The following is a 26,164-nucleotide window of genomic DNA, read 5'->3' as shown; positions in this document are numbered from 1 at the left end:
GGAATATTCAATGTCTCGAATTGCAAAAGCGCCCATTCCTATTCCATCAGGTGTGAGCGTTAATATTCAAGGTCAAAAAATTGCTGTAACGGGTAATAAAGGGTGTTTAGCGTGGCTTATCCATCCATTAGTACGAGTTGCTTTGGAAGACAATCACTTGAAAATAGCGCCGTTAGACCAGGAGCGCCAACTTGCTTGGGCATTGGCGGGTACGACTCGTGCGCTTATCAATAATTTGGTTATTGGTGTCAGTCAGGGGTTTGAGCGGCGCTTGACACTGGTTGGAGTTGGTTACCGCGCTCAGGTCAAGGGGAAGGTTTTGAATTTGTCACTGGGTTTTTCGCATCCTGTGGATTATGAAATTCCAGAAGGTATTGAGATCGAAACTCCATCTCAAACTGAAATTGTTATTCGGGGTGCTGATAAACAACAAGTTGGTCAAGTTTCTGCAAAAATACGGAGTTATCGCCCACCAGAACCATATAAAGGTAAAGGTGTGCGCTATTCTAATGAACAAGTTTTACGCAAAGAAACTAAGAAAAAATAGGGAGTTGATTGCATGGACAAAAGACAAGCCCGGTTGCGTAGAGCGCGACGTTCCCGCGCTAAAATACAAGAACTCAATGTACATCGCTTATGTATTTATCGTACACCGCGTCATATTTATGCGCAGATTATTGCGCCAAATGGTGGTCATGTTGTCGTAAGCGCATCAACGGTTGAAAAGACTTTCCATGAAAAACAAAATCATTCTGGTAATGTGACTGCTGCCACCTTCATAGGTCAAGTCATTGCAGAACGGGCTCGGGCAGCTGGTGTTGAACGTGTTGCATTTGATCGCTCGGGATTTAAGTATCATGGTCGTGTGAAAGCACTGGCCGATTCAGCACGTGAGCATGGATTGCAATTTTGAGGGCAAAATAATGGCAAATTCGGTTTCTAATCAAAAGACGGACAGTGGCGACGAACTGTTGGAAAAGTTGATTTCGGTCAATCGCGTTGCGAAAGTCGTCAAGGGCGGGCGGGTGTTTGGATTTGGGGCTTTAACAGTCGTAGGTGATGGCAAAGGGCGCGTTGGTTATGGGACAGGTAAAGCACGGGAAGTGCCTGTTGCAATTCAGAAAGCAATGGAGTCAGCGCGTAAAAATATGATCGATGTCAAATTAAAAGGCGCAACGTTGCAGTATCCAATACTTGGGCATCATGGAGCGGCACATGTTTTTATGCAGCCCGCATCAGAGGGGACTGGTATTATTGCTGGTGGTGCAATGCGAGCGGTTTTTGAAGTGCTTGGTGTTCAAAATGTATTAGCTAAATGTATTGGCAGCAGCAATCCAGTCAATGTTGTGCAGGCGACAATTAAAGGATTGATGGGGATGGCTGATGCTGAAACGGTCGCTGCCAAGCGCGGAAAAACCATAGCAGATATTCTGGAGTAAATCATGTCAGATGAAAAGACGATGAAAGTTAAGCTAATGCGTAGTGTTTATGGACGGCTGAAACACCATCGTGCTTGCGTACATGGTTTAGGATTGCGGCGGTTGCATCAAACGGTCGAAGTAATAGATACGCCAGCAACACGCGGTATGTTGAATAAAGTCAGTTATATGGTGAAGTTGGTGGAAGAGGAAACCGCTCATGCGTCTTAATGAACTTGCACCAGCTGCTGGGCAGCATACAGCAGCCAAGCGTGTCGGTCGTGGGATTGGCTCTGGTTTAGGCAAAACTTGCGGACGTGGGCATAAAGGTCAAAAGGCCCGCGCTGGCGGTTTTCATAAATTGGGGTTTGAAGGTGGACAAATGCCGTTGCAGCGGCGCCTGCCAAAATTAGGATTTCGTTCTAGAAGTGGATTGCAGCGCGATGAAATCCGTACCAGTGAACTTAATCAAGTCGAAGGTGATTTGATTGATTTGATAACTTTGCGCACCGCTGGTTTAATTGCACATCATATTACCCAGGTAAAAATTATCCTCTCTGGTCAACCGCAACGTTCTTTTCGAGTACACGGAATATTGGTCACCAAAGGTGCACGTTTGGCAATTGAAGCGGCTGGCGGAAGTGTAGAGTAGGTTATCTAGATTCATGGTTAGAAATAATGCACCGATCACACAGGCATTAGGTGGGATCAATCGCTTAACAGAGTTGCGCCAGCGATTATTATTTGTGTTAGGCGCACTATTAGTTTACCGTATTGGTACCTTTATTCCCGTTCCCGGTGTGAATCCTGAAGCGCTCGCTGTTTTATTTGATCAAAATCAAGGTTCAATCCTTGATATGTTTAATATGTTTTCAGGCGGTGCATTAGAACGTGCAAGTATTTTTGCCTTAGGTATCATGCCTTACATTTCGGCAAGTATTATTTTGCAATTGATGACTTCTGTTATTCCGCAACTTGAGCAGTTAAAGAAAGAAGGTGAAGCGGGACGCCGTAAAATTACTCAATATACTCGGTACAGCACCGTTGTTTTAGCCACCTTCCAAGCGATTGGTATTTCAATTGCGCTACAAGGTCAAACTGCAGGTGGATCAGCGATTGTTGTTCAACAAGGGTTCGCTTTTGTATTTACTGCGGCGGTGTCACTTGTCACGGGTACGATGTTTTTAATGTGGCTGGGTGAACAAATCACAGAACGTGGTATTGGTAACGGGATTTCTCTCATTATTTTCGCAGGAATTGTTGCCGGTCTTCCCTCTGCTGTTGGGGGGACTTTAGAACTAGTTCGTACTGGTGAAATGAATGCGTTAGCCGTGTTAGCTTTATTTGCGCTTGCATTGTTAGTAACAGCGTTTGTTGTGTTTGTCGAGCGCGGGCAACGACGCATCACTGTTAATTATGCACGGCGCCAACAAGGTCGCCGAATGTTGGCAGCACAAAGTACGCATTTACCACTGAAACTCAATATGTCTGGGGTCATTCCACCAATTTTTGCCTCCAGCATTATTTTATTTCCAGGTACATTAGGGCAATGGTTTGGTCAAACCGAAAGTCTGAGTTGGCTTGCAGATATTGCGGCGAAGCTGTCACCTGGTGAACCGATTTATGTGCTTCTCTATGCAGCGGCAATTGTTTTTTTCTGTTTCTTTTATACTGCCTTGGTATTTGATGCGAAAGAAACCGCAGACAACTTAAAACGTTCGGGTGCTTTTATTCCAGGGATTCGTCCAGGAGATCAAACAGCCCGTTACATAGATGCCGTTATGACACGATTGACAGCGGCGGGTGCGCTTTATATTACGGCGGTTTGTTTGTTGCCCGAGTTTTTAATTGTTGGTTGGAATGTCCCATTTTATTTTGGCGGCACGTCACTGCTGATTGTTGTAGTTGTCGTGATGGACTTTATGGCTCAAGTTCAAGCACATCTGATGTCCCATCAATACGAAGGGTTAATGAAGAAAGCGAATTTTAAGTCATCTAACACTAAGTTAACACGTTAAAACAGTATATTCATTTATTGTTATTTGACTAATTATAAAGTAAGAAAACAGATTGATTTTTTGAGTTGTGAAATGACTTCATTTTCAGAAAAAACGTAGCGATTACATAGGCGCACATTCTGCGTCAATACTTGTTAATGGTAGATTAAATCAAATAAAGATTGACCCTATCAAGCAGCACATATCTATTTAGGAGATACTATTATGAAAGTTCGTGCATCTGTGAAAAAGATTTGTCGTAATTGTAAAATGATTCGCCGCAATGGGATTGTTCGTGTGATTTGTTCAGACCCGCGTCACAAGCAACGTCAAGGCTAAACTTAAAATATCTGTTTGAGATTTAATCTAGTTTTATTAAGGAGATTAGTTTGCATGGCTCGTATTGCTGGCGTCAACATTCCTGATCGTAAGCATACTCGTATTGCTTTAACTTCTATTTATGGCATTGGCGTCACTTTATCCGCCAAGATTTGCACAGCAGCGAACATCCCATTTGATGCTAAAATCCACACTCTGACTGAAGAGCAAGTTGATCGGTTGCGTATTGAAGTCTCAAAATATACTGTGGAGGGAGACTTGCGCCGTGAAATTTCTATGAATATTAAGCGATTGATGGATTTGGGTTGTAATCGTGGTATTCGCCATCGGCGCGGATTGCCTGTGCGAGGACAACGTACACGAACTAATGCGCGTACTCGTAAGGGTCCGCGGCGTCCAATTAAACGTTAACCCGTCTTTGTTTCGATACTCAAATTACAATGGCTAAACCGTTACGCACTCGGAAAAAAATTAGGAAGCAAGTCGCAGATGGTGTTGCGCATGTTCATGCTTCTTTCAATAACACAATTATTACGATCACTGACCGACAGGGCAATGCGTTGGCATGGGCGACTTCGGGTGGTTCTGGGTTTCGTGGTTCGCGCAAAAGTACACCATTTGCAGCGCAGGTTGCTGCAAGTCGTGCCAGTCAGGCCGCTAAAGAGTTTGGGATTAGAAATCTCGATGTAAACGTGAATGGTCCAGGGCCTGGGCGTGAATCGGCAGTGCGTGCATTAAATAGCGCGGGGTTTAAAGTCACCAGTATTACTGATGTGACTCCAATCCCTCACAATGGTTGTCGTCCTCCAAAAAAGCGGCGTGTCTAAATAAAAACAGGCTAAGGAACTATGGCAAGGTATATTGGTCCCACTTGTAAACTGGCGCGGCGTGAAGGAGTAGACCTAAGTCTCAAAAGTCGGATGCGCGCACTTGAGACTAAGTGCAATCTTGAAAAGATTCCAGGTCAGGCGGCTGATCGGCGGCGGCGCTTGTCTGATTATGGATTGCAGTTGCGCGAGAAACAAAAAGTTCGGCGTATGTACGGCATTATGGAGCGTCAGTTTCGCAACTATTATAAAACTGCGGCGCGGATTAAGGGTGCTACGGGTGAGAATTTATTGCAGTTACTAGAGCGGCGCCTCGATAATGTTGTATATCGGATGGGATTCGGTGCAACACGCGCCGAAGCGAGACAACTTGTCAGCCATAAGACGATTCTAGTGAATGGCAAAACCGTCAATATTCCGTCCTATCAAGTGACGATTGAAGATCAGGTAGAAGTACGCGGGAAAGCAAAGGAACAAAAGCGTGTGCAAGATTCGCTCACTTTAGCTGAACAATATGGCTTTCCGGATTGGGTAGAAGTAGATACGAAAACACGCAAAGGTGTATTCAAACGCATTCCCGATCGCGCTGATTTGCCTGCGGATATTAATGAGTCTCTGATCGTCGAATTGTACTCAAAGTAAAGTACTGGCAAAGAGTTTTCTTCATGACCGATATTGGCAGTGGTTTTTTAAAGCCGCGTACTGTGACCGTTGAAGCTGTTACGGGGGACTGTCGTCGTGCCCGTATCTCGCTCGAACCATTCGAGCGTGGATTTGGTCATACGTTAGGTAACGCGTTGAGGCGAGTTTTGCTTTCTTCGATTGATGGGTTTGCGGTGACGGAAGTTGAGATTCAAGGCATTTTGCACGAATACTCGACTATTGAAGGTGTGCAAGAAGATGTTTTAGAAATTTTGCTGAATCTAAAAAAATTGGCAATTTCTTTAAAAGGACGTGATTCTGCAACCTTTGCCTTATGTAAAAAAGGACCTGGGGTAGTCACGGCAAATGATATTGCAATTGATCATACTGCGGAACTTGCTAATCCAGAATTAGAAATTGCGCATTTGACTGGCGATTGCGAATTGAGTATGACGTTGACTATAAAACGCGGGCGTGGTTATGTACCAGCACTCCAACGGGCGCTGGAAAATGAGGATCGCTTAATTGGTAAGCTGCCATTAGATGCGTCCTTTAGCCCAGTTGTGCGAGTTGCCGTGAATGTCGAGGCGGCTAGAGTTGAGCAACGGACTGATCTTGACCGGCTGGTTATAGACATTGAAACAAATGGTACGGTTGACCCCAAGGAAGCCATTCAACGCGCCGCTCTGATTTTGCGTGACCAATTGTCAACTTTTGTCGAATTGGATGATGCGGGATTCCGTGAAGAACGGCGTGAAGAACGCCAAGAAAATCATGGTATTGAACCGATAATGATGCGTCCGGTTGACGAGCTGGAGTTGACTGTACGTTCGGCGAATTGCTTGAAAGCTGAAAATATCTATCTGATTGGTGACTTAATTCAACGTACTGAAGTTGAGTTATTAAAAACACCTAATTTAGGTAAAAAATCTTTGACTGAAATTAAAGATGTTTTGGCAAATAAAGGGCTTGCACTTGGGACACGTTTGGAGTATTGGCCACCTGACAATATTGAAGAACTCGTCGTTAAATAACAACAACGTGACTGTGAGATCGGGATAATGCGTCATCGCAAATCTGGAAGAAAATTTAATCGCCCAACTGGACATAGAGAGGCGATGTTTCGCAATATGGCAAGTTCGCTATTTCGGCATGAGTTGATTAAAACAACTCTGCCAAAAGCAAAAGAATTACGGCGTGTTGCTGAACCGTTAATTACCCTTGCTAAAAGTGATTCGGTGCACCGGCGGCGGTTAGCGTTTGCGCGGCTGCGTGATAGCGAAGTAGTCGCCAAGTTATTTACCGTGTTAGGCCCGCGTTATGATACGCGCCCGGGCGGTTATTTGCGCATCTTGAAATGTGGTTATCGCGTTGGTGATTCGGCACCAATGGCTTACGTTGAATTAGTTGATCGGGCGACCGAAACAGCGGCAGCCGATTAAAGCAAATGATCTAACGTGCTGCAATGTGATGAGTGCGTAATTGCACAGTGAGCTTTTCAAATTCTCGCTTTAATGCGAGATTTTGGAATGGCTGTAACGCAGGTACTTGTCGCTTTAATACGCCGTCAATCAATTGCTGACTGGTTTTAACCAAATTAACAAACTCCCCCGATACCCGCACTGTTTCATAAGTATTGAGCGCCGTCGCTAAATCACGTTCTAATACCAAACGTGCAGCCCGCACCTGCTCTGCTTGTTGCAGCAAATAATCACTATACAGTTGAGTGGCACGCATCGTTAATTCTTGTGCTGCGAGATTGGCATTCAGAACATTTGCCTGCGTGAGTTGAGTTTGTTGGAGTGCGCGAGTTTCTTGACTGAGTTCACGCGCCCGCTGGGCAATTGCGTCAATGCGCGGAATATAATCAGCTTCAATCACCTGTTCGACGGTCAGGTGCATGTGCGTAAAGGCGCGTAATAATACGACGTATAATCCATAATAGCGTCGTGTGCTATTCAAATCTTCGCCACTGTCACGCACCAATTCTTCTAATTGCTCGGTGATGATTTTAATATTGTCAAACACAATGCCTAAATCAATTAAATTATCACCCACGACCGTTGTCAATAAAAAGTCCACTTGTTCATCGGTCAGATTTAATCCAATTTGGCGTAATTCCTGCGCGAACTGTTGTTTAATTGAGTTCAATTCTTGGGTATTGGTGTTAATCGTTGCCTGACATTTGGCAATTAACGCATCATATTCGCTACGGGTTTTGCCCAGTGTGGCATTTAATGGCGCACCAATCCGCTGTTGCCGATATTGATCTATATCTTGACGGGCATTGCTAATTGCCTGTTCTAATTCACGAATTCGCGCACGATACTGCTGCACTGGCGCCTCAGATAATACCGCGACCGCCTCATCAAGTAATGCGGCAATGTCGGCTTGCACATCAACCTGATCGCGGCGCAACCACGCCTGCGGCGGGCGGGTGCGTTGCTCATCTTGCAAAACGAGGGTGCGTTCCAGCGTTGGCAATAGGCTGTTCCACAAATGACTGAGGTGTTCGGCATCAGACAGCGGCGGTTGCATGTCCGTCGGCGCCGCTTTACGCTGGGCGCGTTGCCACCAATCGCTGACCGTCGAGCGCGATTGCTGCCATAATTGCTCTGCCTGCTGCTGCGAGTGTTGCCAAACGTCGGCTGATTGCGATTGTGGCGGCTCGGCGGTGTTTAATGCTGGATCAGCAGCAGCATTGGATAGCGCGGTTAATAATGATATTAACAGCCCTGCGTGTTGTTGATGATTCAGTTTCATGCGTTATTCTCCCATCGTTTATGATGACACTACATTTGATTATATCGCATTATTATTATCAATAATGCTGAATTTTTCACAGTTAATTTTCACCTTTATTTGATTTGAGCGAATTGTCAGCATGGGTTTTAAGTGTGGCATTGTCGGATTACCGAACGTTGGTAAATCCACATTATTTAATGCGTTGACGCAATCGGGTATTGCGGCGGAGAATTATCCGTTTTGCACAATTGATCCCAATATTGGCATTGTGCCATTACCCGATGCGCGATTAGATGTGATTGCCGATATTGTTAAACCGGCGCGCATTGTACCGACAACGATGCAATTCGTGGACATTGCCGGATTAGTTGCCGGCGCCTCTAAAGGTGAGGGTTTGGGGAATCAATTCCTAGCCAATATTCGAGAGACTGATGCAATTGCGCATGTCGTGCGGTGTTTTGAAGATGATGACATTATTCATGTCGCCGGTCAAATTGATCCCTTGCGCGATATTGACATTATCAATACCGAATTAGCATTGGCCGATATTGAAACGGTTGAACGCGCATTAGATCGCGCTCAACGATTGAGTAAAGGCGGTGATAAACAATTGCTCACCCGTAAAGCATTATTAGAGCGCGTGGCAGAGCATTTAAATACCGGTCAAGCCGTGCGCACATTAGCATTAACTGCGGATGAACAAACCGAACTGCGCGATTTATTTTTGATTACCGCTAAACCAACGTTGTATATTGCTAACGTTGCTGAATCGGGTTTTGAAAATAATGCGTTATTAACGCAAGTACAACAACACGCCGCGAATGAAAATGCCGAAGTAGTCGCGGTGTGCGCCGCAATTGAAGCTGAATTAGTTGAATTAGATGCCGCCGCCCGTGCCGAATTTCTCACCGATTTGGGTTTAATTGAACCGGGATTAAATCGCGTGGTGCGCGCCGGTTATCATTTATTAGGTTTAGATACTTATTTCACTGCCGGCCCAAAAGAAGCGCGAGCTTGGACTATTCCGCGCGGTGTGACTGCACCTAAAGCCGCCGGCGTGATTCATAGCGATTTTGAGCGCGGGTTTATTCGCGCCGAGGTCATTGCCTACAATGATTTTGTCACCTATCGCGGTGAACAAGGTGCAAAAGAAGCGGGCAAATTGCGCAGTGAAGGCAAGGATTACAGTATGAAAGATGGTGACGTGGTGCATTTTCGTTTTAATGTTTAATTGCGCTCGCGCTAATCAATACCGTACCATTGCGTGAATGATTAAACACTGAACAACTCAATACCAATTCCTGCCATGACAAATGATTCGCTAACCTATCGTGATGCCGGTGTTGATATTGACGCCGGCACAGATTTAATTGAACGTATTAAACCATTCGCCGCCGCCACGCACCGCACGGGCGTCCTCGCCGGGTTGGGCGGATTTGGCGGATTATTTGCCTTGCCAACGGGATTTTCCGAGCCAGTGTTGGTTGCCGGCACCGACGGCGTCGGCACCAAACTCAAACTCGCGCTGCAACTCAACCGTCACGACAGCATCGGCATTGATTTGGTCGCCATGTGCGCTAACGACGTACTCGTCACCGGCGCTAAACCGTTGTTTTTTCTTGATTATTACGCCACCGGCCGGCTGGACGTCGAGGTCGCCACGACCGTCATCGCCGGCATTGCAGCGGGTTGCCAGCAAGCCGGCTGCGCCCTACTGGGTGGCGAAACCGCCGAAATGCCCGGCATGTACAGCGGTGACGAGTACGATTTGGCCGGCTTTTGCGTCGGGATCGTGGAAAAATCCGCGCTGTTGACGCCCGACCGCGTCCAATCCACTGACGTTTTAATCGCCATCGCCGCCTCCGGCCCGCACTCCAACGGCTACTCCCTCATCCGCAAAATCCTTGCGGTATCCGGCGCTGATTTAGCACAACCTTGCGGCGAAACCAGCCTCGGCGACGCATTAATTGCGCCAACCCGTATTTACGCGCAAGCATTGCTGCCGCTCATGCGCGACGGATTGATCCACGCCGCCGCGCACATCACCGGCGGCGGCATCACCGACAACCTGCCCCGCGTGTTGCCGTCGCACTGTCAAGCCGTGATCCAACGCAGCAGTTGGTCGCTGCCGCCAGTATTTGCGTGGTTACAACAACAGGGGCGAATAAGCGACGCGGAATTATTGCGCACCTTTAACTGCGGCGCGGGGATGCTGTTGTGCGTAGCCAACACTGACGTTGATGTGGTTTGTGCGCAACTAGCACAGGCGGGCGAGCAAGCGTGGGTGATTGGGCGGTTGCAACCTGCGTCGGATGCCGCGCCGCAGGTCATTTATTGCGCGTGATGGCGGTTATGAATCAATCACCATTAGCCGTCGTGGTGTTAATCTCCGGCGGCGGCAGCAATTTACAAGCGTTCATTGACGCGCAACAGCGCGCTGAATTGCCCATCATCATTCGGTCAGTGATTAGTAATAACGCTGATGCGTATGGATTAGAACGCGCCCGCCGTGCCGGTATTGCCACGCAAGTGCTTGACCATCGGACATTTTTCCAGCGTGAACAATTCGATGCCGCTTTAATCAACTTAATTGACCAAGCAGCACCGGAGTTGGTTTTATTAGCAGGATTCATGCGCATTTTAACGCCGGTATTGGTCAATCATTATGACGGCCGTTTATTAAACATTCACCCGTCATTATTACCCAAACTGCGCGGCTTACATACCCACGCACGCGCTTTGGCGAATGGTGAAGTAGAACACGGCGCGAGCATTCATTTCGTGACCGCTGAATTAGATGGCGGGCCGGTCATTGCCCAAGCGCGGGTACCGGTATTAAAAGATGATGATGCTAATTGCCTCGCCGCCCGCGTGTTAATTCAAGAACACCGATTATATCCGCGAGTCGTGCGGTGGTTTGCGCAGCGGCGGTTACAATTAAATGCCGCTGGTATTCCCGAATTAGATGGCGTGAAAATCACAACACCGCTGTTATTGGATGTCACAGCACCAGAATAGAAATAGCAGATTAAACTGGAATTATCTGCACCGGGTTAATTAGCTCGTTTCTAAATCAACCCCTAATACTTCAACTAATGATTTAGGTAAAACGTGGCGTTGTGTCCGTAAGCGCGGCAAGAGTCGTTCATATAATAATTCATGGCTGCTAGTATTGCGCAACCCGAGTAGCTGCAAATACTCACGCATAAAAAAGTTCGGCAAGGTGACGTTGGTTTGATGTAATTGATGATAAAACTGTCGCGCCAAATATAAGATCGCCACATTTATTCGTGCTGTATCGGGAATCTGTTCTGGGGCGGCGAATTCGGGATAATGTTGATATTCCAAACTGGTACACAAACTATCGGGCAAACTCCAACTGCGCAATAATTCCGCCCCCATTTCAGCATCGTCCGCAAAACTGAATAATAACTCTAATCGTGAGTTATACGTTTTTAATAATTCAACTATGACGCTGCCAATTTCGCCCAAAATCCCAATGGTAGCAACCTCAGCTGGTTTTCCAATATTCAGCATTTGCGAAAGTGTAAAAGTTAATCGTGATAATTCAATTGCACGTTGGTGGATTTCCGTGAATAATGGTTTATTGGGCAAACTTTGACGCATACTCTCCGACATAATGATTTGATAAACGGCATTATGTCCGAGTAAAACCACAGCATGATTAACGTTGGTGACTGGATTATTAAACCCGTAGGTTGGTGAATTGGCTGCTTTTAACAGAATTGCAGTTAATGCTGCGTCCGTCGAAACCAGTTCGACAATTTCTGTTTTAGTTGTGCGCTCATCCAACATTTTATTTAACAGATTGACTGTTGAAACTGGTAATGATGGCACTTTAGCAAACAATTGCTGTGCGGTTATTGTTTTACCAAATCCGTTGCCATTCTGTGTGCGCAAGGCAAATAACATCTCAATCAAACTGCGTCTGTCTTTACTCAGATGGTCCACTTCAATTTGTAATGCATTCAAACGGCGGCGATTGAGTTGCCGCATTTGATCGGTGAGATATGTTTTAATACCAATGGGCAAGGCCGCAAACGCATTTGCATCAATTGCGAGAGTGCGCACTGGTGTTTGCGTAATAGCTTCAGAAAAATGCGTGACATTGGCATTAAAGTCAACATCACCAAACCAATCGCCCGGTTCTAATACAGTGCTGAGATGTGTACCGGGTTGATTAAGTACTACATGTCCTGCCAATAGAATGTATAGCTTATCTACTTGTGTATTGGCACTAAATAATTGTTCGCCGGCAGTGCATTGTAGTAGCGTACCATTATTAAACAAAACAGCAACATCCGGTTTAGTTAAACCTGGACAACCATTAAACTCTTCAGCTACTATAACTCGTGTGTTGTCATTTGTATTGGAAATACGCACTGGCATATTTAAGTCCTTTTTAAAATTTGTGATTTTTAGTTATTAGGTTTAATCGCCAGTTAATAAAACCACCGCGAATGCTGCAATACCTTCGCCGCGTCCGGTGAATCCCAACCATTCCGTTGTGGTGGCTTTAACATTCATGCGTTGAATAGTGCACTGCACATCATTAGCCAGATGTTGGCGCATTAACGCAATATGCGACGCGAGTTTTGGCGCTTGTGCAACGATAGTTAAATCCGCATTATGCACTGACAAATGATGTTCTTGCAGTGTTTTAATGACGCGACGTAATAAAATGCGGCTGTCAATATTGAGAAATTCGGCAGAATTATCGGGAAAATGATGCCCAATATCACCCAATGCCGCCGCGCCTAATAACGCATCACACAAGGCGTGAATCACAACATCGCCATCAGAATGTGCCGCTAAACCCAGCGGATGTTCAATTGTCACACCGCCGAGAATTAATTGCCGTTCTGGTGCAAAACGGTGTACATCAAATCCCTGCCCAATTAACATAGCCGCCCCTGTTGTATTAAAAAGAACTGCGCTAAAGGTAAATCTTCTGGGCGCGTAATTTTTATATTATCTGCGTGACCTTCGACTAAACGCGGAGATAATCCGAATAATTCTATTGCACTGGCATCATCGGTTACCAATTGGTTATTTGCCAATGCCTGATTCAGCGCCTGCCGTAATAAACCTAATCGAAATACTTGCGGTGTATAGGCGCGCCATAATGTGCTACGAGCAACCGTCGTGGCGACGCGCACAATTTTTTCATTCTCAGTTAATTGACTTTGTTTAACCGTGTCATGCACGGGAACAGCTAATAACACACCGACGGGTTCGTTGGTTAAAACGGCAATTAACGCATCTAAATCACTGCGCCGTAAACAAGGACGAGCGGCATCGTGTACCAATACCCAATCATCATCTTGCGCGCCCAAATCATTCGTCAATGTTGCCAGCGCATTATTCACCGAATGACAGCGTTCATTGCCGCCAATAGCACGATGGATATTAGGATGCGCTGCATAAATACCATCATTCCAATACGGATCATTGCGATCTAATGCGACGACGCATCCGCTCAATTTGGGGTGAAAAATAAACATTTCTAAGACATAATCAATCACGCGCCGCCCGCCTAATTCTAAATACTGCTTTGGCACTGTTGCACCAAAACGGCGTCCCACGCCCGCGGCAGGAATTAACGCCCACAGGCGCGGGGTGATTATGGAGGAATGTGCATGATTCATGGTGCAATCGGGGGAGATAATTGCGGTACCGCACTATGCGGCTGCGCAGGTTGTTCAACTAATTGTAAAAACAATTCGCCATGTTTAATCATGCCGAGTTCAAAACGCGCCCGCTCTTCAATTGCCGCATACCCGACTTTTAAATCGTCCACCTCGGCAGCCAACGCCCGATTACGCGCTTCAAGACGTTTTAATTCAGTTTGGTATTCTGCTAATTGGGTTTTGAGTGAGTATAATTCTTCTAAGCTGCCAGTACCAAGCCACAGCCGATACTGCAGCCAGCTTAATAAAACGATTAAAACAATCATTAACCAACGCATGATTCTCACCTCTTGCCCTGATCCCCGGTGATAATCAACTGGTTAACACCGGGAATTAGTCACGGGTGGATTTTTATCATTAGAGCCGTTTGAACGCAGCCCGTCCTGCATAGACCGCCGCCTCACCCAATTGATCTTCAATACGCATCAATTGATTATATTTGGCAACGCGATCTGAGCGCGATAATGAGCCGGTTTTTATTTGACCGGTGGCAGTGGCGACCACCAAATCGGCAATGGTGGTATCTTCAGTTTCACCCGAGCGATGTGAAACAACGGCGGTATAACCAGCCGCATGTGCCATGTCAATTGCCGCAATGGTTTCGGTGAGTGTGCCGATCTGATTGACTTTAATTAACACGGAATTGGCGATGCCTTTTGCGATGCCTTCTTGTAATATTTTGGTGTTAGTGACAAATAAATCGTCGCCAACCAATTGCACTTTAGCGCCCAAGCGGTCGGTGTGATCTTTCCAACCCGCCCAATCGCCTTCGGCTAATCCATCTTCAATGGTGATAATTGGGTATTTATTCACCCAATCGAGTAATAAATCGGTCATGCCGGCGGCATCTAATACGCGCCCTTCACCTTTCAAATGATAACGCCCGTCGCTATAAAACTCAGAACTGGCGACGTCCATGCCAAGATAAATATCTCGCCCGGCTTGATAGCCAGCTTTATGAATCGCTTCTAAAATCACTTCAATTGCCGCTTCATTCGAGGGTAAATCGGGTGCAAATCCGCCTTCATCACCCACTGAGGTCGCCAATCCGCGTGCATGTAATACCGCTTTTAATGCGTGAAACACTTCCGCGCCATAGCGAATTGCTTCACGCAAATTGGCGGCACCAACCGGCAGAATCATAAACTCTTGGAAGTCAACGCTATTGTCCGCGTGTTGACCGCCGTTAATGATATTCATCATTGGCACGGGCAGGCGATAATTGCCATTTTTACCCAAATATTGATACAGCGGTAATTGTTGTTCTTGCGCGGCGGCATGGGCAGCGGCCATTGATACGCCCAAAATCGCATTCGCCCCGAGTCGCGCTTTATTATCCGTGCCATCGAGTTCAATCATGCAATGATCGAGGGCGCTTTGTTCACTGATTTCCATTCCCAAAACGGCGGCGCGTATTTCACCGCTTATATTCGCGCAAGCGGTGCGGACGCCTTTACCGTTATAGCGGGTTTTATCACCATCGCGCAATTCCAATGCTTCGCGGGAGCCAGTTGATGCGCCCGATGGCACGGCAGCGCGGCCAATTGCGCCGTCAGCGGTCATTACATCAACTTCGACGGTTGGATTGCCGCGAGAATCAAGAATTTCACGCGCAAACACTTCAGAAATAACAGACATTTGAGAACCTCAAAAATGGATTAGGTGAGTTAGGATTGAGTGATGTATTAATCGTATCATGCCCGCTCTTGATCTGACAAAGTTATTTCAAGTGAATCACACGCAAATCAATCGTTGTGCGAGGCGGGCAAGCAGTTTTATTTAATCAGTTGATTTAGATTTTGTTTTCGCGCTGCCGTTGATTTGTGCAATGACGGCATCGGTAATATCTATTTGACTGGATAAATAGAGCATGTTGGATTGGCTCGATTCATACACGGCTAATAACTTTTTCTTTTTTGCCACGATGCCAACTGCATCCCGCGCTGGCACAAGGATTTTACGCCCTTCTTCCTGCTGCGCCTGCATCAATTCACGTTGCAAAGCGGCAAAGTCCTTTTCAAACTTTTTAATTCGCGTTTGAATCTCCGCTTCTTTTTTCTCCGCCTGCGCTTGACTCATTAACGGTTTATCCCGCGCTAATGCTTGTTGCAATCCGCGAATTTCCTGTTCTTCTTCGGCAAAAGGTTTGGTTTTTTCACTAAACCGTGCCTCCAATCGCGCTTCGGCATCCTTGCCCAATTGACTTTCTTTTAAGACCCGTGCCATGTCCACTGAGCCAAGTTCGGCCGCGGCCGCATTATTAACCGCTGCTAAACTCAATAAAATACTCAGTGTGACACAGACAGAAGTGATTAAACGTTTCATGGAATTCTCCAGAGTTAATTTGACATGAATGGCGAATGATAAACAGCGTTGATCTGCGTTTTTAATACACACGACGGCGTCATTTATTATACCCATATTGGCATGAAATCGTGGCGGGAAATTGCACTGCCAGCCGCCGAGCGGGCGCATTCCGATCAGCAAAGTCGCCAATTTTTGATTAGCATTAGCGGCCTCATTCACAATAGTCTGCCGCGAGAGGAACTGCGCTGATGGTCACGTCGCTTCAAGATCAACTATTACAACTGGGATTGGTAAAAACGCAACAGGTCAAACAGGTCAAGACCGCGCAGCGCAAACAAAAACGCGCCGGCGGTGATCCGTCTGCGCAGGTGCGCCAGCAGGCGGTGCAAACGGCGCTTGCCGAAAAACAGGCGCAGGATCGGGAACTTAACCGCCAACGCGATGCCGACGCTGAACGGCGAGCGGCGGCTCATGCGCTGCGCGAATTGATTCACGCCAATCGCTTGCCGCGTGATCCCGCCGAGGTCGCGTATCATTTTGCCGACGGCAAGACGCTGAAACGCTTGTATGTGACTTCCGCGCAACATCACGCCATCGTCACCGGCCGCTTGGCAATTGTACGCCAAGATCATTTTTACGAGTTAATTCCTGCCGACATCGCCCAGCGGGTTGCCGAGCGCGATGCCAGTTTTATTCTCGTGTGGAATCATGCCGATCAATCCAATGCTGACCACGCCAAGGCCGCCGAGGATGAATACGCCGCCTATCAAGTCCCGGATGATTTGATGTGGTAACACGTTGATAAGGTTGATTAATGTTAATCATTGCGCCTCGGTTATTAAATGCAGTTAATTGATACGCATTGCCATCTTGACGTGACCGAATTCGATGCTGACCGTGAATTGGTATTAACGGCGGCGCGAGCGGTGGGCGTGATTGCGCAGGTGATTCCGGGCATTGCCGCCGCCGGCTGGACGCATCTGTTGCAATTATGCACCAGTCACGCCGACCTGTACCCCGCGCTCGGCTTGCATCCGTTGTTTCTTGACCAACACGACGCGGCGCGGGATTTGGCGGCACTGGAGCGGCAGTTGGCTGACACGACGCTGACGGCGGTGGGTGAAATTGGGTTGGATTACGCGCCCGCGGCGGCAGATCGCGCTGGTCAGCAGTTACTGTTCACCCGTCAACTGGCGCTGGCACACGCGGCGCGGCTGCCGGTGTTGTTGCACGTCCGCCGCGCCCACGATGACGTGTTGACCATTCTCCAGCGCCAGCCAAATCACGGCGGGATTGTTCACGCTTTCAACGGCAGCGCGGATCAGGCGCGGCGCTACTTGGAGTTGGGATTTAAACTGGGATTTGGTGGCATGTTGACTTTCACGCGCTCGACTCGCCTGCGGCGGCTGGCGCAAATTCTGCCGCTGTCGGCTATCGTGTTGGAGACTGACGCGCCGGATTTGACCGTCGCCTCGCACCAGTACCAGCGCAACAGTCCGGCGTATTTGCCCGAGGTGCTGACCGCGTTGGCTGAGTTACGCCAGATCACGCCTGAATTGGCCGCCGCGCAAACGACTCAAACTGCCGCTGAGGTGTTGAATTTACGGTTGCCGACATGACAGTTGACCAATTCACGGATGACGCGCACTGGCAAGATCGCACCGAACACCTGATCGGCAACGCGGGTTGTGAACGCCTCGCGGTGGCGCGGATTTTAGTCGTCGGTTTGGGCGGCGTGGGCGGGTACGCGGTGGAGGCACTCGCCCGCGCTGGGGTTGGGCAGTTGACGCTGGTGGACGGCGACCGCGTCAGCCGCTCCAATCGCAATCGCCAACTGCTGGCGCTGGAATCCACGTTGCATCAACCTAAAACCGCCGTCCTGGCCGCTCGCGTTCACGACATCAATCCCGCCTGCCGTGTGCAATTGGTCAATCAATTTGTCACGCCTGAGCAGATGCCGGCGTTGGTGACGAGTGATGATTTCACGCAAGTCATTGATGCGATTGATAGCGTGGACAGTAAAGTGGCGTTGCTGGCCGCGGCGTTGACGAGCGGCATTCCCGTCGCCAGTAGCATGGGCGCAGGCGGGCGGCTTGATCCGACGCGGCTGCGCGTGACTGATTTGATGGATACGCAAATCTGTCCGCTGGCGCGAGCGGTGCGGGTGCGGGTGCGGCAGCACGGATTTGAGCGCGGTGTGGTGGCGGTGTGGTCTGATGAACCGCCGCGGCCGGCAGCAGCGCGGGTGATTGGGAGCATTAGTTATTTGCCGGCATTGTTTGGGTTGACGTTGGCGGGGGGCGTGATTCAGCGGACGATTGCGCGAGTATGAGCAGAATTACGCCCGGAACAATTTTATCACTTCTCAACTTTTAATAGGAATCGCTATGCAACCCCCTTTATATGTTCCGAAAAATAAAGAGCAGTACATTGATTTGCGTGAACAGGTGCTTTACGAGTATTTCGCGAAAGATTTAGGTTGGGGGGAATTAATGAGCAGCAGGGCATGTTTTGAATTTTTGATTGAAGCAAGAAACTTTTCTAAGGGAAAAACGGTATTAGATGCTGGTGCCGGTCAAAAAAGATTTGAACCGTTTTTTACAGAATCAAACTATCTAACCCTTGAGCATCCATCCGGCATTGCAATGAAGGGTATGGCACATATTTCTTACGATTATGTTTGTGAACTAGATGGAGACAACTTTTTACCAAGCGACAATTCAATTGATCTCATCTATTCCCATTCTGTTTTGGAACACATTGAAAGGCCAGAGAAATTTTTTGCTAATGCAATAAAATGTCTAAAACAAAGCGGCAGATTATTTCTCAACGTTCCATTCATGTACCTTGAACATGAAACTCCCTACGATTTCAATCGTTTCACTCGCTACGGCCTTAAAAGCAGATTAGAAGAAGCTGGTTTTCGTATTCTTAAATTATTACCATCATCGAACTCCATCGAGGGGACAACCGCATTCATTTTAGACGGGATTATTAATGATGCTCAATCACGAGGGTTACAAGCAGAAAACTTCACTATTAAGCTACCTGACAGTGACCAAGAACACCCTCTTTTGCCATTAGTACAGCACATTATTGGTTCGCTGTATGGTTTGTATGACGACGCGATATATGACAGTACTGCTTCAATAGGATGGCTCTGCGTTGCGGAAAAACCAGCGGTTTGAATACGGCACAGTTTTCGGAAAACGTCTCAATCTGACAGCACATTACGCTATTGTGCGGCCAGTGATTGATCGTTCCTACGTTCCAGCGTAGGAACGTACTTTTCATTGAAAATTAGTTAGTTACAACTTGAACTGCGTCACTTCCGAAAGACAACAGGATTCAACAGAAATCTCGAAGATGGTGTTGGTGAGTATTGGCGCAGTAGTATGTTTCTTGATTTGACCACTCACGCGAAGATGCTTATACTTCGCGTTCTTAACAGGAAATTATCCACACACTGCCTTGTTGCGTTGAGCATCCCAAATAAGCAGACATCAAATCAACCGCAGATCAAGCAACTGCTCCGCTGGCAAGCCAACGTGACCGTTGCATTAATTGTAATTGTGTTGCCATTTGGTACAGCGATGCTGGTGTCGGTGAGTATTGGCGCAGTGGTATGTTTTCTGACCAATTGGATCAGCGCTAAATGGATTTTTCGGTGCTACCAAGCGCAGCAATTACAATCGCTCATGTTGCGTATGTACACTGCCGAACTGATTAAACTTACACTTGTTACACTTTTATTGATTACTACGTTCGTGACAATCAAACCGCTTTATCCACTCGCGCTGCTCGGCGCTTATTTTATCGTGCAAATGCTACCCGCATTTCTCACTTCGCGTTTCACCGGCGCTAAGTAATTGCAAGCGTTAAAGGATAATTAAAAACTTATGACCACAGAAGCGCTCACTGCACAAGCCTACATTCAACATCACTTGACCAATTTAACGTTTGGGTTTCATCCCGAACATGGTTTAGGGTTTGCCCACAGCAGTATCGAAGCTGGTGAAATGGGGTTTTGGGCGATTCATGTTGACACAATGTTTTTTTCACTCGTGCTGGGGTTGTTGTTTTTATGGTTTTTTCAATCGGTTTCTAAAAAAGCAACGGCAGGCGTACCAAGTGGCGCCCAGAATTTTGCCGAATGGATTATTGATTTCGTGAATGACAACGTGCGTGGTTCATTCAGTGGCCGCAATCCACTTGTTGCACCATTAGCCCTAACAATTTTTGTTTGGGTGTTCCTAATGAACGCAATGGACTTGCTGCCCGTTGACCTAGTGCCATTCTTTTTCCAACACAGCATGGCAGCATTGGGCGCTGATCCGCATCATGTATTTCTCAAGGTCGTGCCAACCACTGATCCGAATGCAACCTTTGCGATGTCGCTAATGATATTTTTCACCATGCTGTATTACAGTGTTAAAATCAAAGGCGTGGGTGGTTTCTTAGGTGAATTAACGCTCGAACCATTTGGCAAATGGGGAATGCCGGCCAACTTGTTGTTAGAAGGCATTAATTTATTGTCTAAGCCAGTGTCATTATCATTGCGGTTATTCGGCAACTTATATGCAGGTGAAATGATCTTCATCCTGATCGCACTAATGTATGGACACGGGTTGGTGATGGATGTGTCAGCGGGCGTCATGCAGCTGGCATGGGCAATTTTCCACATCTTAATTGTCACCTTGCAGGCGTTTATTTTCATGGTGCTGACCATCGTTTATTTAGACATGGCGCATCAAACGCATCATTAAGATCGAGCAAGCGCTGAATTGCTAACGGTTTTAATACCAGTTTTTGATTTCGTTTAGTTTTTAATTGTTTCACACGGTCAGACCCACAGGGGGAAAAACATGGAACTTGCACAAGCCATCCTATACATCGCCGCCGGTCTTATGCTGGGATTAGGCGCACTCGGTGCCGCCGTCGGTATTGGTGTTCTTGGTGGTCGTTTTCTCGAAGGTGCAGCGCGTCAACCGGAATTGATTCCAATGTTGCGCACACAATTCTTTATTGTCATGGGTTTAACCGACGCACTGCCAGTCATTTCGATTGCGATGGGTCTGTACCTGATGTTTGCGGTGTGATGCGCACTGTTTGGCCAAACAGATGTACCAGCAGTTGTAGCCATTTAGTTATTCATCTCCACAAGGCATACAGATGCATATCAATCTGACACTGATTCTCCAGATGATCTCCTTTGCGGCATTTGTCTGGTTCTGCATGACTTATGTTTGGCCGCCGATCATGCAGGCGTTGGAAGAACGCAAAAACAAAATCGCCGAAGGGTTAGCAGCGGCTGAACGCGGGCTCCACGAACAGGAGCTGGGACGTCAGCGGGCGCTTGAGGTGATGCACAAGGCGAAGGCGGATGCGGCTGAAATTATTAGCCAAGCCCAGCGGCGTTATAATGAGTTGCTCGATCAAGCCAAGCAGGATGCAGTGGCGGAAGGTCAACGGCTCAAGCTGGCTGCGCAGGCTGAAATTGAACAGCAGGCAAATCGGGCGCGTGAGGAACTGCGCGAGCGGTTTGCGACCCTTACCATTGCGGCGGCTGAAAAAATCCTGCAACAGGAAATCAATGCTGGGGTTCATAAGAACCTGCTTGATACCTTTGCAAAACAGATTTAAGGCGAGGTTATGGCTGGAGACACCACCACTATCGCACGTCCCTACGCGGAGGCAGTTTTTGCCATCGCGCATGAGCAAGACGCGCTGCAACGCTGGTCTGATGCACTAACAATGCTTAGTGCCGTTCTCAGCGACCCTCAAATATCCGTACACATTGGCGACCCGAATGTGCCACGTCAGCGGCTTTGCGACCTGATTGTGACCAGTGCCGCGGCGCGAGTTGATCTTGCCCCCGAACTGGTTAACTTGGTGCAACTGTTGGGTGAGTATGATCGGTTGATGCTTTTGCCTGACATTGCCCGGTTGTTTGAACAGCAAAAAAATGCCGAGCAAGGGTTACGTCATGTTGTGGTGCGCACGCCCTATCCGCTGAGTGCGGAGGATCAAGAGACGCTGGCGACCGCACTCCGCACACGGTTTGGCGCACAAGTCACCCTGAGCATTGAGGAAGACCCGACACTCATCGGTGGTCTTGAAATTCGCACCGATGACGTCGTGATTGACGGTTCGATTCGGGGACGTCTCCAGCAGCTCGCAACTGAATTGCAATTCTGAACGGAATACCGCCATGCAACTGAATCCCGCTGAAATCAGCGATCTCATTAAACAAAAAATTGCACAATTTGATATTAAAACTGAAGCGCGGACAGAAGGTACTATTGTCAGTGTGACCGATGGTATTGTGCGCGTTTATGGACTGTCTGATGCCCAGTATTATGAAATGCTGGAGTTTCCGAATAATACGTTCGGGTTAGCGTTGAATTTGGAACGCGATTCAGTTGGTGCAGTTATCTTAGGTGATTACACGCATTTATCTGAAGGTGATTGGGTGCGCTGTACTGGGCGGGTATTAGAAGTCCCAGTCGGTGAATGCTTATTAGGTCGCGTGGTTAATTCATTGGGCGCTCCATTAGATGGCAAGGGACCGGTCAATGCCACTGTCACTTCACCGATTGAAAAAATTGCCCCCGGTGTTATTAGTCGTCAATCCGTTGATCAGCCACTCCAAACGGGATTAAAAGCCATTGATACGATGGTGCCGATTGGGCGTGGTCAGCGCGAGTTAATTATTGGTGATCGGCAAACGGGTAAAACAGCGGTTGCAATTGATACGATTATTAACCAAAAAGGCACGGGCGTTAAGTGCATTTATGTTGCTGTTGGACAAAAGAATTCGTCGGTGACCGCCGTGCAGCGCAAGCTCGAAGAGTTTGGCGCAATGGATCATACTATTATTGTTCATGCTGGGGCATCTGATTCAGCGGCAATGCAATACATCGCGCCCTATGCTGGTTGTGCAATGGGTGAGTATTTCCGTGATCGCGGTGAAGATGCGCTGATTATTTATGATGATTTGACCAAACAAGCCTGGGCTTATCGTCAAGTGTCATTATTATTACGGCGCCCGCCGGGTCGTGAGGCGTATCCTGGTGACGTGTTCTATTTGCATTCGCGCTTATTAGAACGGGCGGCGCGGGTGAATGCCGATTACGTCAAAAGAGTGACCAATGGCGCAGTTGAAGGTCGAACCGGGTCTTTAACAGCCTTGCCCATTATTGAAACCCAAGCGGGCGACGTGTCGGCGTTCGTGCCAACCAATGTGATTTCCATTACTGACGGTCAAATTTTCCTAGAAACCGATTTATTCAACTCGGGTATTCGTCCTGCCATTAACGCGGGTTTATCCGTGTCACGGGTGGGTGGCGCTGCGCAAACTAAAATCATTAAAAAGTTGGGCGGTGGCATTCGCTTGGCATTGGCACAATACCGTGAACTGGCGGCTTTCTCACAATTTGCTTCGGATTTAGATGAAACGACGCGCAAGCAATTAGAGCGCGGCGAACGTGTCACTGAATTGATGAAACAAGTGCAATATTCCCCCTTGAGTATTGGGCAAATGGCGGTGAGTTTATTTGCGGCAAATGAAGGGTATTTGGACGACGTCGAAGTCAAGAAAGTCGTTGATTTCGAGCACGCTTTGCAAACAACTATGCTGAGTAATTATCGCGGGTTAATTGATAAAATTAACGCAACGGGTGATTACAACGAGACGATTCAGAATGAGTTACATGCGGCAATTAAGGACTTTAAGGCGCATAACACTTGGTAATGAATGTGCGTGGTTAATTAAGTGATGCCCCGTCTATTCGCTATCAACATCAAGGAATCTAGTTATGGCAGGCGCTAAAGAAATTCGCACTAAAATTGCGAGCATCAAAAGCACCCAGAAGATTACTCGCGCCATGGAAATGGTGGCGGCATCTAAGATGCGTAAAGCGCAAGAACGTATGCGGGCGTCACGTCCCTATTCAGAAAAGATGTTGCAGGTCATTCATCATTTAGCCAAAGCCTCACCCGAATATCATCATAGTTTTATGGTGGAGTCGCGGTCGGTCAAGCATGTTGGTTACATCGTGGTGTCCTCGGATCGTGGCTTGTGCGGCGGGTTGAATAGCAATCTATTCCGAACGCTGACGCACCATATTAAAGACCAACATCAGGCGGGAATTGAACCGGTGTTTTGCACGATTGGTTCAAAAGCACTCGGGTTTTTTAAGCGTTTTGGTGGTCGTGTATTAGCGCACGCAACGCATTTGAGTGATAAGCCGCACGTCGAGGATTTAATTGGTCCAGTGAAGGTGATGTTGGATGCGTTTGAGCGCGGTGAAGTTGACCAGGTGGTCATAGTTTATAATGCGTTCGTCAATACCATGACCCAGAAAGCGACATTGCAACAATTGATTCCCATTGCCGGCCCTGACGCTCATAAAACGGGGGCTGTGTGGGATTATATCTATGAACCCGATGCGCATTACGTTTTGGATCGCTTATTAGCGCGCTATGTTGAATCGCTGGTTTATCAATCAGTCGTAGAAAATGGTGCGTGTGAACAGGCGGCGCGGATGGTGGCAATGAAATCTGCATCAGATAACGCCGGCAATCTCATTGGTGAATTGCAATTGGTGTATAACAAAGCGCGGCAGGCATCAATTACACAAGAGATTTCCGAAATTGTCGGTGGCGCGGCGGCTGTGTAGATAAACCTTTTAAGCAGCTGATACTCAAAACGCATTCCCGTATTCCTAACTAATTAGTTAGTTCCGTATTCAAAGTGCCGCAAGGCGAATGTAATGAGGACACGAATTATGAGTTCCGGCAAGGTGGTGGAAATCATCGGCGCGGTGGTTGACGTACAGTTTCCGCGTGACTCCATGCCCAAAGTTTATGATGCGCTTAGTGTTGATGCCGCTGGTCTGACGCTGGAAGTCGAACAACAGCTTGGCGATGGCATTGTGCGTACCATTGCGATGGGGAGTACGGATGGATTAAGACGCGGTGTGAGTGTCAGTAATACTGGTACGCCGATTCGTGTTCCCGTTGGTAAAGCAACGCTCGGGCGCATTATGGATGTGCTGGGCAATCCGATTGATGAATTAGGTGAAATTGGTCATGCTGAAACGTGGCCGATTCATCGTTCAGCGCCGAAATATGAAGATCAAGCCAGTACGACTGCGTTATTAGAAACGGGTATTAAAGTTATTGACTTGATTATGCCAATTGCCAAAGGTGGCAAGATTGGTTTATTCGGCGGTGCGGGTGTCGGTAAAACCGTGACGCTGATGGAGTTAATTCGTAATATTGCCGTTGAGCATTCGGGTTATTCGGTGTTTGCGGGTGTCGGTGAACGGACTCGTGAAGGCAATGACTTTTATCACGAAATGAAAGAAGGCGGCGTCTTAGATAAGGTCGCGCTGGTCTATGGTCAGATGAATGAGCCGCCGGGTAATCGGTTGCGCGTGGCATTAACTGGCTTGACGATGGCTGAGTATTTCCGTGACGAAGGGCGTGACGTGTTGATGTTTATTGATAACATCTATCGTTACACGTTGGCGGGTACGGAAGTGTCGGCGTTGCTGGGGCGGATGCCATCGGCGGTGGGTTATCAACCGACGCTGGCGTCTGAAATGGGTGCGTTGCAAGAGCGCATCACCTCCACCCGCACCGGTTCGATCACGTCGTTCCAGGCGGTGTATGTGCCAGCGGATGACTTGACCGACCCGTCACCGGCGACGACCTTTGCGCACTTGGATGCGACGTTGGTCTTGTCGCGGCAGATTGCGGAGTTGGGCATTTATCCCGCCGTTGATCCGCTGGATTCGACCAGCCGTATTTTGGATCCGAATGTCGTCGGTCAGGAGCATTACGAAACGGCGCGGGCGGTGCAGGGGACGTTGCAACGTTACAAGGAATTGAAGGACATCATCGCCATTTTGGGCATGGATGAATTGTCCGAAGATGACAAGTTGATCGTCGCTCGGGCGCGCAAGATTCAGCGGTTTTTATCGCAGCCGTTCTTTGTGGCGGAAGTGTTCACCGGTGCGCAAGGCAAATACGTTTCACTCAAGGATACGATTGCCGGCTTCCAATCCATCGTCAACGGCGACCACGACGCGCTGCCCGAACAGGCGTTTTACATGGTCGGCTCGATTGATGAGGCGGTGGCCAAAGGCGAGAAGATGTGAGTAATTCGGCGG

At 47.8% G+C, this 26,164-nt stretch carries 34 protein-coding genes; 27 read left to right on the top strand and 7 right to left on the bottom strand.

Annotated elements, in window-relative coordinates:
- The first annotated feature begins 10 nt into the window (after nucleotides 1-10).
- The 12 genes from rplF to rplQ all read left to right on the top strand — a co-directional run bounded on the left by rplF (nucleotide 11) and on the right by rplQ (nucleotide 6,665).
- Nucleotides 11-547, top strand: a complete 537-nt coding sequence (rplF, locus tag HUK38_RS01770) for a 50S ribosomal protein L6 (RefSeq protein WP_182582071.1) — start codon at nucleotides 11-13, stop codon at nucleotides 545-547.
- Between the two features lie 12 nt (nucleotides 548-559).
- The gene (rplR, locus tag HUK38_RS01765) at nucleotides 560-913 is read left to right on the top strand and encodes a 50S ribosomal protein L18 (protein ID WP_182582070.1); all 354 of its coding nucleotides are present in this window, start codon (nucleotides 560-562) and stop codon (nucleotides 911-913) included.
- A 10-nt stretch (nucleotides 914-923) separates the two neighbouring features.
- On the top strand, nucleotides 924-1,439 hold the full coding sequence (gene rpsE, locus HUK38_RS01760; protein ID WP_182582159.1) for a 30S ribosomal protein S5: 516 nt from the start codon (nucleotides 924-926) through the stop codon (nucleotides 1,437-1,439).
- Between the two features lie 3 nt (nucleotides 1,440-1,442).
- Nucleotides 1,443-1,649: a 50S ribosomal protein L30 gene (gene rpmD / locus HUK38_RS01755; RefSeq protein ID WP_182582069.1), complete on the top strand. Its 207-nt coding sequence runs from the start codon at nucleotides 1,443-1,445 to the stop codon at nucleotides 1,647-1,649.
- Nucleotides 1,639-2,070 carry a 50S ribosomal protein L15 gene (gene rplO, locus HUK38_RS01750; protein WP_182582068.1) on the top strand — a complete coding sequence of 144 codons (432 nt, stop codon included), beginning with the start codon at nucleotides 1,639-1,641 and terminating at the stop codon, nucleotides 2,068-2,070. Before rpmD ends, rplO begins: the two co-directional genes overlap by 11 nt.
- A 13-nt stretch (nucleotides 2,071-2,083) precedes the next feature.
- Complete coding sequence (gene secY / locus HUK38_RS01745) at nucleotides 2,084-3,436, top strand: preprotein translocase subunit SecY (RefSeq protein WP_182582067.1); 1,353 nt, start codon at nucleotides 2,084-2,086, stop codon at nucleotides 3,434-3,436.
- A gap of 204 nt (nucleotides 3,437-3,640) precedes the next feature.
- Nucleotides 3,641-3,754, top strand: a complete 114-nt coding sequence (rpmJ, locus tag HUK38_RS01740; RefSeq protein WP_182582066.1) for a 50S ribosomal protein L36 — start codon at nucleotides 3,641-3,643, stop codon at nucleotides 3,752-3,754.
- 54 nt (nucleotides 3,755-3,808) lie between these two features.
- Entirely contained in the window at nucleotides 3,809-4,165 is a 357-nt protein-coding gene (rpsM, locus tag HUK38_RS01735; RefSeq protein ID WP_182582065.1) for a 30S ribosomal protein S13, read from the top strand.
- Between the two features lie 29 nt (nucleotides 4,166-4,194).
- The gene (rpsK, locus tag HUK38_RS01730; RefSeq protein ID WP_182582064.1) at nucleotides 4,195-4,581 is read left to right on the top strand and encodes a 30S ribosomal protein S11; all 387 of its coding nucleotides are present in this window, start codon (nucleotides 4,195-4,197) and stop codon (nucleotides 4,579-4,581) included.
- A 21-nt stretch (nucleotides 4,582-4,602) separates the two neighbouring features.
- Nucleotides 4,603-5,223 (top strand): 30S ribosomal protein S4, encoded by a 621-nt coding sequence (gene rpsD, locus HUK38_RS01725; protein ID WP_182582063.1) that lies wholly within the window; start codon nucleotides 4,603-4,605, stop codon nucleotides 5,221-5,223.
- Nucleotides 5,224-5,246: 23 nt separating this feature from the next.
- Nucleotides 5,247-6,257 (top strand): DNA-directed RNA polymerase subunit alpha, encoded by a 1,011-nt coding sequence (locus tag HUK38_RS01720; protein ID WP_182582062.1) that lies wholly within the window; start codon nucleotides 5,247-5,249, stop codon nucleotides 6,255-6,257.
- A 27-nt stretch (nucleotides 6,258-6,284) separates the two neighbouring features.
- Entirely contained in the window at nucleotides 6,285-6,665 is a 381-nt protein-coding gene (gene rplQ, locus HUK38_RS01715) for a 50S ribosomal protein L17 (RefSeq protein ID WP_182582061.1), read from the top strand.
- Nucleotides 6,666-6,675: 10 nt separating this feature from the next.
- Here the strand turns inward: rplQ and HUK38_RS01710 are convergent, their stop codons facing one another.
- Entirely contained in the window at nucleotides 6,676-7,986 is a 1,311-nt protein-coding gene (locus HUK38_RS01710) for a hypothetical protein (protein WP_182582060.1), read from the bottom strand.
- A gap of 121 nt (nucleotides 7,987-8,107) precedes the next feature.
- On the opposite strand from HUK38_RS01710, the gene ychF reads away from it, so the two are divergent.
- The 3 genes from ychF to purN all read left to right on the top strand — a co-directional run bounded on the left by ychF (nucleotide 8,108) and on the right by purN (nucleotide 10,986).
- Nucleotides 8,108-9,199 (top strand): redox-regulated ATPase YchF, encoded by a 1,092-nt coding sequence (gene ychF, locus HUK38_RS01705; RefSeq protein WP_182582059.1) that lies wholly within the window; start codon nucleotides 8,108-8,110, stop codon nucleotides 9,197-9,199.
- Nucleotides 9,200-9,274: 75 nt separating this feature from the next.
- Nucleotides 9,275-10,312, top strand: coding sequence for a phosphoribosylformylglycinamidine cyclo-ligase (purM, locus tag HUK38_RS01700; RefSeq protein WP_182582058.1), 1,038 nt, complete (start codon nucleotides 9,275-9,277; stop codon nucleotides 10,310-10,312).
- Between the two features lie 8 nt (nucleotides 10,313-10,320).
- Complete coding sequence (purN, locus tag HUK38_RS01695) at nucleotides 10,321-10,986, top strand: phosphoribosylglycinamide formyltransferase (protein ID WP_182582057.1); 666 nt, start codon at nucleotides 10,321-10,323, stop codon at nucleotides 10,984-10,986.
- 39 nt (nucleotides 10,987-11,025) lie between these two features.
- Here purN and HUK38_RS01690 read toward each other — a convergent pair whose 3' ends face one another.
- The 6 genes from HUK38_RS01690 to HUK38_RS15480 form a co-directional block, all read right to left on the bottom strand.
- Nucleotides 11,026-12,378, bottom strand: coding sequence for an HDOD domain-containing protein (locus HUK38_RS01690; protein ID WP_182582056.1), 1,353 nt, complete (start codon nucleotides 12,376-12,378; stop codon nucleotides 11,026-11,028).
- A gap of 42 nt (nucleotides 12,379-12,420) precedes the next feature.
- Nucleotides 12,421-12,894 (bottom strand): 2-C-methyl-D-erythritol 2,4-cyclodiphosphate synthase, encoded by a 474-nt coding sequence (gene ispF, locus HUK38_RS01685; RefSeq protein WP_182582055.1) that lies wholly within the window; start codon nucleotides 12,892-12,894, stop codon nucleotides 12,421-12,423.
- Nucleotides 12,888-13,637: a 2-C-methyl-D-erythritol 4-phosphate cytidylyltransferase gene (gene ispD / locus HUK38_RS01680; protein ID WP_182582054.1), complete on the bottom strand. Its 750-nt coding sequence runs from the start codon at nucleotides 13,635-13,637 to the stop codon at nucleotides 12,888-12,890. Before ispD ends, ispF begins: the two co-directional genes overlap by 7 nt.
- Nucleotides 13,634-13,957, bottom strand: a complete 324-nt coding sequence (gene ftsB / locus HUK38_RS01675) for a cell division protein FtsB (RefSeq protein ID WP_182582053.1) — start codon at nucleotides 13,955-13,957, stop codon at nucleotides 13,634-13,636. The genes ispD and ftsB overlap by 4 nt, the downstream gene beginning before the upstream one ends.
- A gap of 79 nt (nucleotides 13,958-14,036) precedes the next feature.
- Nucleotides 14,037-15,317, bottom strand: a complete 1,281-nt coding sequence (gene eno / locus HUK38_RS01670) for a phosphopyruvate hydratase (protein WP_182582052.1) — start codon at nucleotides 15,315-15,317, stop codon at nucleotides 14,037-14,039.
- 141 nt (nucleotides 15,318-15,458) lie between these two features.
- Nucleotides 15,459-16,205: an OmpH family outer membrane protein gene (locus tag HUK38_RS15480; RefSeq protein WP_182582051.1), complete on the bottom strand. Its 747-nt coding sequence runs from the start codon at nucleotides 16,203-16,205 to the stop codon at nucleotides 15,459-15,461.
- Nucleotides 16,206-16,234: 29 nt separating this feature from the next.
- Between HUK38_RS15480 and HUK38_RS01660 the strand changes: the two genes are divergently transcribed.
- From HUK38_RS01660 to atpD, 12 genes are all read left to right on the top strand, one after another.
- Nucleotides 16,235-16,780 (top strand): DUF2058 domain-containing protein, encoded by a 546-nt coding sequence (locus HUK38_RS01660; protein ID WP_182582050.1) that lies wholly within the window; start codon nucleotides 16,235-16,237, stop codon nucleotides 16,778-16,780.
- A gap of 48 nt (nucleotides 16,781-16,828) precedes the next feature.
- Complete coding sequence (locus HUK38_RS01655) at nucleotides 16,829-17,605, top strand: TatD family hydrolase (RefSeq protein ID WP_182582049.1); 777 nt, start codon at nucleotides 16,829-16,831, stop codon at nucleotides 17,603-17,605.
- Nucleotides 17,602-18,318, top strand: a complete 717-nt coding sequence (locus tag HUK38_RS01650; RefSeq protein WP_182582048.1) for a tRNA threonylcarbamoyladenosine dehydratase — start codon at nucleotides 17,602-17,604, stop codon at nucleotides 18,316-18,318. Before HUK38_RS01655 ends, HUK38_RS01650 begins: the two co-directional genes overlap by 4 nt.
- A gap of 55 nt (nucleotides 18,319-18,373) precedes the next feature.
- On the top strand, nucleotides 18,374-19,174 hold the full coding sequence (locus HUK38_RS01645) for a class I SAM-dependent methyltransferase (protein ID WP_182582047.1): 801 nt from the start codon (nucleotides 18,374-18,376) through the stop codon (nucleotides 19,172-19,174).
- Between the two features lie 207 nt (nucleotides 19,175-19,381).
- Nucleotides 19,382-19,855 (top strand): ATP synthase subunit I, encoded by a 474-nt coding sequence (locus tag HUK38_RS01640; RefSeq protein ID WP_182582046.1) that lies wholly within the window; start codon nucleotides 19,382-19,384, stop codon nucleotides 19,853-19,855.
- Between the two features lie 30 nt (nucleotides 19,856-19,885).
- On the top strand, nucleotides 19,886-20,752 hold the full coding sequence (atpB, locus tag HUK38_RS01635) for a F0F1 ATP synthase subunit A (protein WP_182582045.1): 867 nt from the start codon (nucleotides 19,886-19,888) through the stop codon (nucleotides 20,750-20,752).
- A gap of 99 nt (nucleotides 20,753-20,851) precedes the next feature.
- Nucleotides 20,852-21,085 (top strand): F0F1 ATP synthase subunit C, encoded by a 234-nt coding sequence (atpE, locus tag HUK38_RS01630; protein WP_182582044.1) that lies wholly within the window; start codon nucleotides 20,852-20,854, stop codon nucleotides 21,083-21,085.
- Between the two features lie 73 nt (nucleotides 21,086-21,158).
- A complete protein-coding gene (locus HUK38_RS01625; RefSeq protein WP_182582043.1) occupies nucleotides 21,159-21,629 on the top strand; it encodes a F0F1 ATP synthase subunit B in 471 nt (156 codons plus the stop codon).
- A gap of 9 nt (nucleotides 21,630-21,638) precedes the next feature.
- On the top strand, nucleotides 21,639-22,184 hold the full coding sequence (locus tag HUK38_RS01620) for a F0F1 ATP synthase subunit delta (RefSeq protein WP_182582042.1): 546 nt from the start codon (nucleotides 21,639-21,641) through the stop codon (nucleotides 22,182-22,184).
- A 13-nt stretch (nucleotides 22,185-22,197) separates the two neighbouring features.
- The gene (gene atpA, locus HUK38_RS01615) at nucleotides 22,198-23,739 is read left to right on the top strand and encodes a F0F1 ATP synthase subunit alpha (protein WP_182582041.1); all 1,542 of its coding nucleotides are present in this window, start codon (nucleotides 22,198-22,200) and stop codon (nucleotides 23,737-23,739) included.
- Between the two features lie 64 nt (nucleotides 23,740-23,803).
- Entirely contained in the window at nucleotides 23,804-24,667 is an 864-nt protein-coding gene (gene atpG / locus HUK38_RS01610) for a F0F1 ATP synthase subunit gamma (RefSeq protein WP_182582040.1), read from the top strand.
- Between the two features lie 108 nt (nucleotides 24,668-24,775).
- Nucleotides 24,776-26,152, top strand: coding sequence for a F0F1 ATP synthase subunit beta (gene atpD / locus HUK38_RS01605; protein WP_182582039.1), 1,377 nt, complete (start codon nucleotides 24,776-24,778; stop codon nucleotides 26,150-26,152).
- Nucleotides 26,153-26,164 lie beyond the last annotated feature (12 nt).

This window comes from Thiospirillum jenense, from assembly GCF_014145225.1.
GTDB classification, from domain to species: domain Bacteria; phylum Pseudomonadota; class Gammaproteobacteria; order Chromatiales; family Chromatiaceae; genus Thiospirillum; species Thiospirillum jenense.
Note: the sequence above shows the minus strand (reverse complement) of the source record. Positions and strands in the feature narration are given on the sequence as shown.

Coding starts and splice junctions, on each gene's coding strand:
- atpA (WP_182582041.1), top strand. CDS start 22,198: ATGCAACTGAATCCCGCTGAAATCAGCGATCTCATTAAACAAAAAATT.
- HUK38_RS01625 (WP_182582043.1), top strand. CDS start 21,159: ATGCATATCAATCTGACACTGATTCTCCAGATGATCTCCTTTGCGGCA.
- HUK38_RS01620 (WP_182582042.1), top strand. CDS start 21,639: ATGGCTGGAGACACCACCACTATCGCACGTCCCTACGCGGAGGCAGTT.
- purM (WP_182582058.1), top strand. CDS start 9,275: ATGACAAATGATTCGCTAACCTATCGTGATGCCGGTGTTGATATTGAC.
- HUK38_RS01660 (WP_182582050.1), top strand. CDS start 16,235: ATGGTCACGTCGCTTCAAGATCAACTATTACAACTGGGATTGGTAAAA.
- atpE (WP_182582044.1), top strand. CDS start 20,852: ATGGAACTTGCACAAGCCATCCTATACATCGCCGCCGGTCTTATGCTG.
- HUK38_RS01690 (WP_182582056.1), bottom strand. CDS start 12,378: ATGCCAGTGCGTATTTCCAATACAAATGACAACACACGAGTTATAGTA.
- atpB (WP_182582045.1), top strand. CDS start 19,886: ATGACCACAGAAGCGCTCACTGCACAAGCCTACATTCAACATCACTTG.
- HUK38_RS01650 (WP_182582048.1), top strand. CDS start 17,602: ATGACAGTTGACCAATTCACGGATGACGCGCACTGGCAAGATCGCACC.
- ychF (WP_182582059.1), top strand. CDS start 8,108: ATGGGTTTTAAGTGTGGCATTGTCGGATTACCGAACGTTGGTAAATCC.
- HUK38_RS01710 (WP_182582060.1), bottom strand. CDS start 7,986: ATGAAACTGAATCATCAACAACACGCAGGGCTGTTAATATCATTATTA.
- purN (WP_182582057.1), top strand. CDS start 10,321: ATGAATCAATCACCATTAGCCGTCGTGGTGTTAATCTCCGGCGGCGGC.
- ispF (WP_182582055.1), bottom strand. CDS start 12,894: ATGTTAATTGGGCAGGGATTTGATGTACACCGTTTTGCACCAGAACGG.
- rplQ (WP_182582061.1), top strand. CDS start 6,285: ATGCGTCATCGCAAATCTGGAAGAAAATTTAATCGCCCAACTGGACAT.
- rplR (WP_182582070.1), top strand. CDS start 560: ATGGACAAAAGACAAGCCCGGTTGCGTAGAGCGCGACGTTCCCGCGCT.
- rpsK (WP_182582064.1), top strand. CDS start 4,195: ATGGCTAAACCGTTACGCACTCGGAAAAAAATTAGGAAGCAAGTCGCA.
- rpmJ (WP_182582066.1), top strand. CDS start 3,641: ATGAAAGTTCGTGCATCTGTGAAAAAGATTTGTCGTAATTGTAAAATG.
- secY (WP_182582067.1), top strand. CDS start 2,084: ATGGTTAGAAATAATGCACCGATCACACAGGCATTAGGTGGGATCAAT.
- atpD (WP_182582039.1), top strand. CDS start 24,776: ATGAGTTCCGGCAAGGTGGTGGAAATCATCGGCGCGGTGGTTGACGTA.
- ispD (WP_182582054.1), bottom strand. CDS start 13,637: ATGAATCATGCACATTCCTCCATAATCACCCCGCGCCTGTGGGCGTTA.
- eno (WP_182582052.1), bottom strand. CDS start 15,317: ATGTCTGTTATTTCTGAAGTGTTTGCGCGTGAAATTCTTGATTCTCGC.
- rpsD (WP_182582063.1), top strand. CDS start 4,603: ATGGCAAGGTATATTGGTCCCACTTGTAAACTGGCGCGGCGTGAAGGA.
- rplF (WP_182582071.1), top strand. CDS start 11: ATGTCTCGAATTGCAAAAGCGCCCATTCCTATTCCATCAGGTGTGAGC.
- ftsB (WP_182582053.1), bottom strand. CDS start 13,957: ATGCGTTGGTTAATGATTGTTTTAATCGTTTTATTAAGCTGGCTGCAG.
- HUK38_RS01645 (WP_182582047.1), top strand. CDS start 18,374: ATGCAACCCCCTTTATATGTTCCGAAAAATAAAGAGCAGTACATTGAT.
- rpmD (WP_182582069.1), top strand. CDS start 1,443: ATGTCAGATGAAAAGACGATGAAAGTTAAGCTAATGCGTAGTGTTTAT.
- HUK38_RS01720 (WP_182582062.1), top strand. CDS start 5,247: ATGACCGATATTGGCAGTGGTTTTTTAAAGCCGCGTACTGTGACCGTT.
- rpsM (WP_182582065.1), top strand. CDS start 3,809: ATGGCTCGTATTGCTGGCGTCAACATTCCTGATCGTAAGCATACTCGT.
- rplO (WP_182582068.1), top strand. CDS start 1,639: ATGCGTCTTAATGAACTTGCACCAGCTGCTGGGCAGCATACAGCAGCC.
- rpsE (WP_182582159.1), top strand. CDS start 924: ATGGCAAATTCGGTTTCTAATCAAAAGACGGACAGTGGCGACGAACTG.
- atpG (WP_182582040.1), top strand. CDS start 23,804: ATGGCAGGCGCTAAAGAAATTCGCACTAAAATTGCGAGCATCAAAAGC.
- HUK38_RS01640 (WP_182582046.1), top strand. CDS start 19,382: ATGTTTCTTGATTTGACCACTCACGCGAAGATGCTTATACTTCGCGTT.
- HUK38_RS01655 (WP_182582049.1), top strand. CDS start 16,829: ATGCAGTTAATTGATACGCATTGCCATCTTGACGTGACCGAATTCGAT.